This window comes from Streptomyces sp. NPDC127038 (assembly GCF_042725875.1).
Taxonomy (GTDB): Bacteria; Actinomycetota; Actinomycetes; order Streptomycetales; family Streptomycetaceae; genus Streptomyces.
In genome coordinates, this window is the sequence record NZ_JBHXDQ010000128.1 from 1 (window position 1) to 8,357 (window position 8,357).

Annotated in this window: 9 protein-coding genes; 3 read left to right on the forward strand and 6 right to left on the reverse strand. The window is 73.5% G+C overall.

The features are described 5' to 3' along the window. The 5 genes from ACFWI4_RS40790 to ACFWI4_RS40810 all read right to left on the reverse strand — a co-directional run. Positions 1–974: hypothetical protein (locus ACFWI4_RS40790; protein WP_387206736.1), on the reverse strand; the 974-nt coding region annotated here is incomplete at its 3' end. A gap of 1 nt (position 975) precedes the next feature. Next, positions 976–1,743 (reverse strand): hypothetical protein, encoded by a 768-nt coding sequence (locus ACFWI4_RS40795; RefSeq protein ID WP_387206738.1) that lies wholly within the window; start codon positions 1,741–1,743, stop codon positions 976–978. A 39-nt stretch (positions 1,744–1,782) separates the two neighbouring features. After that, a complete protein-coding gene (locus ACFWI4_RS40800) occupies positions 1,783–2,082 on the reverse strand; it encodes a hypothetical protein (protein WP_385408531.1) in 300 nt (99 codons plus the stop codon). A 339-nt stretch (positions 2,083–2,421) separates the two neighbouring features. Next, entirely contained in the window at positions 2,422–2,676 is a 255-nt protein-coding gene (locus ACFWI4_RS40805; RefSeq protein WP_387206740.1) for a hypothetical protein, read from the reverse strand. After that, positions 2,673–3,278 (reverse strand): hypothetical protein, encoded by a 606-nt coding sequence (locus ACFWI4_RS40810; RefSeq protein WP_387206742.1) that lies wholly within the window; start codon positions 3,276–3,278, stop codon positions 2,673–2,675. Before ACFWI4_RS40810 ends, ACFWI4_RS40805 begins: the two co-directional genes overlap by 4 nt. A 171-nt stretch (positions 3,279–3,449) precedes the next feature. On the opposite strand from ACFWI4_RS40810, the gene ACFWI4_RS40815 reads away from it, so the two are divergent. The 3 genes from ACFWI4_RS40815 to ACFWI4_RS40825 are packed head-to-tail and all read left to right on the forward strand — an operon-like array spanning position 3,450 to position 7,668. Continuing rightward, positions 3,450–4,484: a peptidoglycan DD-metalloendopeptidase family protein gene (locus tag ACFWI4_RS40815; RefSeq protein WP_387206744.1), complete on the forward strand. Its 1,035-nt coding sequence runs from the start codon at positions 3,450–3,452 to the stop codon at positions 4,482–4,484. Positions 4,485–4,498: 14 nt separating this feature from the next. Then, positions 4,499–5,230: a hypothetical protein gene (locus tag ACFWI4_RS40820; RefSeq protein ID WP_387206746.1), complete on the forward strand. Its 732-nt coding sequence runs from the start codon at positions 4,499–4,501 to the stop codon at positions 5,228–5,230. Positions 5,231–5,238: 8 nt separating this feature from the next. Next, entirely contained in the window at positions 5,239–7,668 is a 2,430-nt protein-coding gene (locus tag ACFWI4_RS40825; RefSeq protein WP_387206748.1) for a hypothetical protein, read from the forward strand. 113 nt (positions 7,669–7,781) lie between these two features. Here the strand turns inward: ACFWI4_RS40825 and ACFWI4_RS40830 are convergent, their stop codons facing one another. Further along, positions 7,782–8,258: a VOC family protein gene (locus ACFWI4_RS40830; RefSeq protein ID WP_387206750.1), complete on the reverse strand. Its 477-nt coding sequence runs from the start codon at positions 8,256–8,258 to the stop codon at positions 7,782–7,784. Between the last annotated feature and the right edge of the window lie 99 nt (positions 8,259–8,357).

Here is an 8,357-nt window from a genome sequence, read left to right on the forward strand (position 1 = left end):
GCCGCGCCCGCACCGCCCGCGCCCCCGCTCGCCGGAGCTCCGGCGCCGGCGGAGGGCGAGCCCTGCGGACCCGCTGTGCCCCCGCCGCCACCCGCGCCGCCCGCGGCGATGCTGACGGCGCCGGTGGCGACGTTGTTGACCGCGTTGAGCGCGACCGTGCCGCCGGAGGTGCCGCCGAGCGCCGCCGTCGCCGGGACGATCAGCTTGAGCAGGGCCGGGAGGGCGAACACCGCCATGATCAGCATGCCCATGCCGGCGATGGTCTGGTCGAGGTTCTTGGTGCCGTCGGTCATCGAGGTGGCCGAGTAGATGATCAGCGCGGCCGCCGGTTTGTACAGCAGCCAGGCCGCGAGCCAGCCGACGTGCTTCTTCCACCAGCCCTCGCCCCATCCGGTCATGGAGGAGACGGCGGCCAGCGGCAGGGTGCCGACGAGCATGATCATGACGCCGATGCGGATGTACATCAGACAGATCTGCACGAAGCTCGACAGCATCACCAGCAGGCCGAAGATGAGGATGAGGCCCGGCTGGTCGAGGGTCAGCACCCCGAGCATCGTCGACGCCTTGTCGCCGAGGTCGGACTTCTCGTACACGTCCTGCGCGTACAGGTCGGAGGCCTTGGTGAGCGCCTGCACCACCGGCACGGCGACCGCGCCGACGAGGATGACCTTCCACATCCCCATGAACGCCTGCTTCATCGGCTGGCCCTTGCGCTCCAGGGCCATGCGGATCGCCGCGAACAGCAGCGAGGCCACGGCCACGTAGCCGACGAGCCAGTCCACCTCCCCGTCGATCTTGGCGATGGGCCCGGAGGCGTCCCCCACGTCGACGTGCATCCACACGCCGTTGAGCGCCTTGAGCACGGCCGCGGTCGCGTCGCCGATCGCCTTGGCGAAGGCCACGACGGCACTGTCGGTGAGCTGGGTGCCGACCTCGCTGATCACACAGTCGTACACCCGCCAGGAACACGACATCTCACACCTCCCAGGTGACGAAGCCCTTGGTGCCGCTGATCTGCGACATGCCCGAATAGACGGTCCCGTCGGCGTCGGGCGCGATCTTCCAGTCGCCGTCCAGCCAGCGCAGCGTCACCGAGGCGGTGCCGTAGGCGTCCTTGCCGGGGACCCGCACGACGAACATCACGGTCGACTTCTCCTTGTCGTACGACAGGACGGTGAAGCCCGCGTAGCCGCCGCCGTCGGGCTCGCCCGAGGTCGGTCTGTCGCCCGCCGCCGTACGGCTCGCGACGAGTGCGTCGCGGCCGGCGCCGGGGACGACCTGCCGGTCGACGACCTTCCGCCAGCCCGGGTAGCTCAGATGGTCGGTGATGGAGTGGGCGGCCATGACGGAGCCCATCGGTGTGTGCGCGAAGCAGGACCAGACGGGTCCGTCGAACGTGAGCGGGCCCACCGTCCTGGAGACCGGCACCAGACCCGTGCCGTCGGCCTTCCACGTGAAGTCCTTCGGGGCCCGGGTGGGCTTGGCCTGGTCGCTGTCGTCGGTGCGGCAGCCGGCGGGGCGGGCGCCCGGCCGGCCGCCGCCCCGGTCCGGGTCCGCGGACGGGACGGGCCTGTCGTCGCCCGCCGCGTTCGCCGGTGTCCCGTGGCCCCCGCCGATCATCGTGAAGACGGCGAGCGCGAGCAGCACCAGCAGGAAGCCGGCCGACAGGATCCAGCCCCGCTGCTGCCAGAACGGCTGCTCCCACTCCCCGCTGCCCCCTTGGGACGGGCCGGAGTTCAGCATGGTTGCGCTCCCTTCGCTCGGGCTCCGACGGAGCGCCGGTCAGGCGAACACGAAGGTGACGACGGGGCCCGCGGTGGCCACCAGGACACAGCCGCCGAGCACCATGCCGAGGCGGCCCATGTGCTCCGAGCCCTCGCCGCGGCGCATCGAGATCGCCATCATCGCGCCGGTTATGAGCACACCCGCGACTCCGGCCGCGGTGCCCGCCCAGGCGAGGATGCCGAGGACGGTGTCGACCTTGCCCGTCAGCTCGCCCGGCGCGTTCCGGCTGGGGTCGGGGATCTTCCCGTCCGCCAGGTAGGCGTACCGGTGGGCCTGGGCTGCTATCGCCTTGAACATGTTTTCTCCCCGATGTGGCCGGCGGCCCGCGCGCCCGTCCTGGACGTCTGCGGAACCCGCCGGAGCTGAACGGCACTTGCTCGGTACGAGCGGTACGTGCTTGCCGCGAGCGGTACGTGAGGGCGGTGAAGATCCGTGGGACGCCCTGCGTTTCCCGGTGCACAGTGAGCTTGGCGACTTCCGTGGGCCGGGGCCAAGCGATGTGGGAGACCAGCACCTGTCGGTGACGTGTCCGTGACAGACGGGAAGAGACCGTCATGAAATACGAGGTGGGGGACCTGGAAAACAACTGAGACACCATCAGATGTGATGGTGTCTCAGAAGGCGTACGGGCGTGGGTCAGAGGACGAAACCGACGATCGGCCCCGCCGTGGCGCCGATGACACAGGCGCCGAGCACCATCAGGAACTGGTTCACGTGCTCCTCGAACTCGCCGGACTTGACGGCCAGGGCCATCCGGGAGCCCACGATCATCAGACCCGCCACCCCGGCCGCCGTGACGAGCCAGGCGAGGATGCCGAGGACGTAGTCGAGCTGCTGGGTGACCTCCGCCCGTACGGCCAGCGGGGCGGCGAGCGCGTGCAGGGCGGTCATGGCGCGGTCCTTCCCGTGAGCCGGGCCAGGGCGGCCGCCTCGCGCGGCAGCGGTACGTCGAGGTCGCCGGTGCGCCACGCGGGCATCCACGGCACCCGGTAGACGTCGATGACGGAGTTGATCACCTTGATGCGCTGGGTGAGCTGACGCGGCAGCCGGCCGGGCGCGTCCGCGACCAGCACGATGGCGTCGAGGTCGAGTCCGGGCGGGGCGTCGCCGCGGCGGAAGATGTCCAGGGTGTGCGACACGGCGTCCAGGCCCGCCGCGTGCGTACGCCCGACGAGCAGGACCGAGGCCGGTTCGCCCCGGTCGGGCCGGGGCCAGTCGCGGCCCGCGTCATGGCCGCCGAAGACCGTGGCGAGCGTGGAGGAGCCCGCCCCGCCGTGCGTGGCTATCCACGAGAACTGCCGTACGCGGGGCGTGAGTCGGGGCTCCTCCTCGGGTCGCCGCGGCGGCTGCTCCTGCGCGCCGACCGCCCCCCGTATCCATATCTCGGGCCCGCCGGGCCCGCCCGGCTCGTGCCCGCGCGGCACCCCGCCGTCCCTCCCGCGCGCGGCCCCGCCCTCGCCGGTCCGCACCGCCACCCCCTCGATCCCCTGCATGGGCCCTCTCCCCTCGTCGGTGCACCGATCCTCCCCGTGCGCGGGCGAGTTGGGTAACGGGGCGTGAGTTCCTGGGACGAGCCTGTGACGCCGCGGTGACGCGGGAATCGGGTGGGAACGGAGAGACTCGACTGCATGTACACGACCGGAACATGAGGCTGAGGGGGGCCGATGTCCAACGGGGGCGGGTCCACCATGACCTGGGTCGTCGGCGGCTGTCTGGCCGCCGTGATGATGCCGGTGGTCATGATGGTCGCGGTGAGCGGAGCGTCGAGCGAGGAGGAACCGGCACCCGGCGCGGGGGGAGGCCTGAAGGACGGTTCCGTACCGCAGAGTTACGTTCCCTGGGTGCTCAAGGCGGGCGCCATGTGCGACGTCATCAAGCCGGCCGTCATCGCCGCGCAGATCGAGGCCGAGTCGGGCTGGAACCCCGAGGCGCGCTCCCCGGTGGGGGCCGAGGGACTGTCCCAGTTCATGCCGGGGACCTGGCCGAACTGGGGCAGGGACGACGACGGCAACGGCCGGGCCTCGCCCTTCGACCCCGGTGACGCGATCATGGCCCAGGGCCGTTACGACTGCGCGCTCGCCAAGACGGTCGAGGGGTACAAGAACCGCGGCGAGGCGAGCGGCGAGACGCTCGACCTGGCGCTCGCGGCGTACAACGCGGGCCCCGGCGCGATCCACCAGTACCACGGCATGCCGCCGTACACGGAGACCCGGAACTACGTCGCCCGCATCAAGTCCCTGATACCCAAGTACGCGTCGGTCGACGATCCGCCCGGAAAGCTCCCGGCCGGGCGGGAACTGGCGATGCCGATCGCCGGCAACCCGCCCGTGACCTCGCCGTTCGGCATGCGCATGCATCCGATCCTGCACGTCTACAAGCTGCACACCGGCATCGACTTCGGCGCCGCGGCGGGTACGCCGTTCAGGGCGGCCCGGGACGGCACGGTCACCTTCGCGGGCTGGTCCAACGGATACGGCAACCGTGTGGTCATCTCGCACGGGACCATCAACGGGGACAGCATCTCGACCACGTACAACCACATGCGGAGCCTCAACGTGCACGTGGGCCAGCACGTACAGGTCGGCCAGCAGGTCGGCGAGGTGGGCTCCACCGGCTACTCGACCGGCCCGCACGCGCACTTCGAGGTCCAGCAGAACGGCAAGTACGTGGATCCGGCACCCTGGCTGGGGCTGAAGTGAGGAGGGGGGCGAGGATGAGGACGACACGGGGGACGGCGGCGGGTGCCGGAACGCGCGGCAGGAGGCTCGCCGCGCTGGCGGTCGTGACCGTCACCGGGATCCTGACGTTGACGGGCTGTGGCCTGCGGGACCATCGTGAAGACGTGGGGGTCCCGGGTTCGTCGCCCTCCGCGGTGCCGTCCGTGGCACCGAAGGCGTCCCTGCCGCCCGGCAGGCCGCTGGGCGCGGACGCACACGTCCCGAGCCCGTCGGGTGTCGACGGGACGGACGCGACGGAAGTATCGGAGGCGTGGGCGGAGGTGGCGTACGGCTATGACACGAAGTACGACTACGGTCCCCACGACGCCATGCTGCGTTCCGCCCGCTGGCTCACCCCGGCCAAGGCCGCGGCCGAACGGTCCTACCACCCCGCGAGCGGGGCGGGCGCCGAGTGGAACGCCTGGGCCGGCCACCGGGCCTGGACCACGGTGAAGGTGACCGCGGACGACGACGCCGACGGGCCCGCCGACACGGCGGTCCTCGCCTACCGCGCCCTGTTCGTGGACGGCACGGCCCACGGCCGTGACGGCTGGACGGGCACGGGTCCGCGCGCGAACGTCCACCTCAAACTCACCCGGGCGGGTGGCGGCCGTCCCTGGCACGTCGCCGAGGTGACGACCGTGGAGGCGGCCGACCCGCCACCCCTGCCGTCGCCCTCCGGGCCCGCGCTCTCGTCCCCGACCCCGTCCTCGACCACCCCTTCGTGAGGGAAGCGATGTCTCGACTCAGCCGCGAACAGAAGCGGGAACTCAAGCGGCAGCGCTCGGCGGCCGGTGCCGGTGGGCAGCCGGCCGCGGGGACGACGCCGATCGAGGTGCACGTGCCGGCGTCCGCCGACGCGGTGGCGGGGGCCGTGGCGCCCGGTGCGGCGTCGGCGCGGGGCTGTGCCACGGTCGGCGGGATGCCGGTCGTGGCCGCGCCCGGCGAGACGGTCCAGGGCGCGATCCTGAACTACCTCCACCGCCTCGCCCTGGCCACCGGCCACCCGGTCCTGGCCAGCATCCACGACGAGCGCATCGGCTACGTCGTGCCGCTCCAGGTGCACGTCGACGGCTCCAGCCGGTACACGGCCGAGCCGGTGCAGGTGGCACCGCCCGCCCAGCCCCTGGACAGCCACCCGAACCTCCCGCCCCAGACCCCCGGCCCCCACCCCGAGCTCCCGACCCACCACCCCCGGCCACAGACTCCGGACCAGCGCCGGCAGTCGCAGGCTCCGGAGCAGCGTCCGCAGTCCGGGGCTCCGGAGTACCGTCCGCAGCCGCGGGTTTCGGAGCGGGGTCCGCAGTCGCCTGTAGCGGGGCAGGGTCCGCGGTCGCAGGCTCCGGACCAGCGTCCGCAGTCCGGGGCTCCGGAGTACCGCCCGCAGCCGCAGGATTCGGAGAGGCGCCCGCAGTCGCAGGCCCCGGACCAGCGTTCGCAGCCGGCGGCCCCGGAGTACCGTCCGCAGCCGGAGGCGTCGGAGAGGCGCCCGCAGTCGCCCGTATCGGAGCAGGGACCTCGGTCCGCCGCTCCCGAGTACCGCCCGCAGTCGCAGGCTCCGGACCAGCGTCCGCAGTCCGGGGCTCCCGAATACCGCTCACAGCCGCAGGCGTCGGAGCGGGGTCCGCAGTCCGCCGCTCCCGAGTACCGCCCGCAGTCGCAGGCTCCGGACCAGCGTCCGCAGTCCGGGGCCCCGGAATACCGTCCGCAGCCGCCCGTTCAGGAGCGGCGACCGGTCGGTGACGGTTCGCAGGTGCCGGTCCAGGGGGCGCCGCGGCCGCCGGCACAGCGGCGTCCGGACGAGCAGCAGCCCGCCGCTCCGCTTCCGCCCGCTCCGGTGTCCGCCGAGGCTCCGGAACAGGCTCCGGCCGCCCCGCGCCGGGACAAGGCGACGTACGTCCTGCGTGCGGTGCCGGAACCCGGTGCGCGACCGGTTCCGGCACCGGAGAACGAGACGCCCTCCGCCCCGGCACCCGCGCCCGCGTTCCCGCCCCGGGCACAGCCCTCGCCCGAGCCGCCGCCGCGCCCGGAGTCCGCTCCGGAGCAGCGGCCCGAGCCCGCGGTGACGGCGGAGTTCGTGCCGTATCCGGTACCGGATCCGCCGGTGCCTGCCCCCGTGCGCGGTCCCGAGCCCACGGTGACCCCCGAACCCGTGCCGCAGCCCGAGTCCTCGGTGCCCTCGGGTGCCGCGCCGGCGCAGGGCCCGGCGTCCGCTCCCGCCGTCCCGGTCGAACCTGCCGCCGCCGCGGACTCCGGTCCGGTGGGCGGCGGTGCGGTCGCGGGGCCCGGCCCCGCGTCCCCGGACGAGCCCGTCGCACCCGGCACTCCCACGCCGTCCACCTTCGTGCTGCGGGCGGTGCCGGAACCGAAGCCGTTGCCCGGAGCCGCGTCGACCCGCGTCCTGCGGGCGGTGCCGGAGTCGGCGGCCCCCGCGGGCGAGTTCGGCCCGGCTCCCGGGACCGGCGCCGCCCCGGAGCCGGTGCCCGTACCCGAAGCGAAGGCCCCGGCCCCTGAGCGCAGGCCCGCTTCCGCGATGGAGGCCCTGTCCCTGCTGGGCCCGGAACCGGAGCCGGACCCCAAGCCCACTCCCGCCCGCGGCTTCGACGCCGTCGCCGAGGCGGTCCTCGGGACCGGTCCCCAGGGAGCGGCCCCGGAACAGGACCCGGCGTCGGCGTTCCTCGCGGAGCCCGTCGCGCGGATCAACGAGGCCGTGAAGATGGGCCGGATCGAGGCCGCCGCGGGAATGGCGGAGCGTGCCGTCGCGGAGGCGGCCCACTCGCTGGGCCAGGAACACCCCGAGGTCCTGAAGCTGCGCGAGCTGACCGCGTACATCGCCTACCTGGCCGGTGACGCGCTCAGGTCGTTCCATCTGTCGCTGGACCTCGCGAGGGTCCGCAGGCGCCACCGTGACACCGGGGCCGCCTACGGCAACGTGCAGAGCGCGGCCGCCGCCTGGCGTGCGGTCCGCGACCCCCTCCAGGGGCTGCACCTGGGACGCGATCTGATCGGACTGTGGACCGAGCTCGCGGCCGACGACGGCCCCGCCGCCGACGACCTCGAACAGCTGGAATCGGCCCGCACCCGCATGGTCCGCCTCGCGGAACGCGCCCGCGTCGCCGCCGCCGACAACCCGTACACCCGGGCACCCCGGGCCCACGGCGAGTGAGGAAACGGCGCCCCCGCACCGAGCCGGGGGCGCCGAGCGCCGAAGCCGAGCGCCGAAGAGGGCGCCGGGTGCCGAAGAGTGAGCGTCGGGCGCTGAAAGGGGAGCGTCGGGCGTCAGTGGACGCAGAACTCGTTCCCCTCGGGGTCCGTCATCACGACCCACGCGCCCGCCGGTTCCCTCACCTCGCGCAGCACGCTCGCGCCCAGCTCCGTCAGCCGCGCGACCTCGTCGGCGCGGCGCCCCTCGCCGGGGTGCAGGTCGAGGTGGAGCCGGTTCTTCCCCGCCTTGGGCTCGGGAACCCGCTGGAACAGCAGCCGCCGTCCCAGGCCGGTGCCGCGCTCCTCGTCGTAGGGGTCCTCGGGATGCCGTACGGCGATCAGGTCCCGGAACGCCCGACGGCCGTGGAAGTCGACGGCGGCCGCGGCCGGCAGGGCGCCGAGGCCCAGCAGCCGCTCGACGAAGGCGCTGTTGTCCTCGACCGTGTAACCGAGCGCGGCGGACCAGAAGTCCGCCTGGGCGTGCGGATCGGCGGAGTCGATGACGAGCTTCCAGTGGACGGGTGCGGGCGCGGGCTGGGGAGTCGGCGTCATGGGCCACTCATAGTGCTTGCGCGACCGGACGGGCAAGGTCACTCGCCGGGCCGGCCCCCATGTCGTACGGGAAGTCGTACGGGTCCCACGAAACGGAGG

Excerpts from the sequence above, each read along its gene's own strand:
- ACFWI4_RS40825 (WP_387206748.1), top strand. The coding sequence starts at position 5,239 with ATGTCTCGACTCAGCCGCGAACAGAAGCGGGAACTCAAGCGGCAGCGC.
- ACFWI4_RS40815 (WP_387206744.1), top strand. The coding sequence starts at position 3,450 with ATGTCCAACGGGGGCGGGTCCACCATGACCTGGGTCGTCGGCGGCTGT.
- ACFWI4_RS40820 (WP_387206746.1), top strand. The coding sequence starts at position 4,499 with ATGAGGACGACACGGGGGACGGCGGCGGGTGCCGGAACGCGCGGCAGG.
- ACFWI4_RS40800 (WP_385408531.1), bottom strand. The coding sequence starts at position 2,082 with ATGTTCAAGGCGATAGCAGCCCAGGCCCACCGGTACGCCTACCTGGCG.
- ACFWI4_RS40805 (WP_387206740.1), bottom strand. The coding sequence starts at position 2,676 with ATGACCGCCCTGCACGCGCTCGCCGCCCCGCTGGCCGTACGGGCGGAG.
- ACFWI4_RS40795 (WP_387206738.1), bottom strand. The coding sequence starts at position 1,743 with ATGCTGAACTCCGGCCCGTCCCAAGGGGGCAGCGGGGAGTGGGAGCAG.
- ACFWI4_RS40830 (WP_387206750.1), bottom strand. The coding sequence starts at position 8,258 with ATGACGCCGACTCCCCAGCCCGCGCCCGCACCCGTCCACTGGAAGCTC.
- ACFWI4_RS40810 (WP_387206742.1), bottom strand. The coding sequence starts at position 3,278 with ATGCAGGGGATCGAGGGGGTGGCGGTGCGGACCGGCGAGGGCGGGGCC.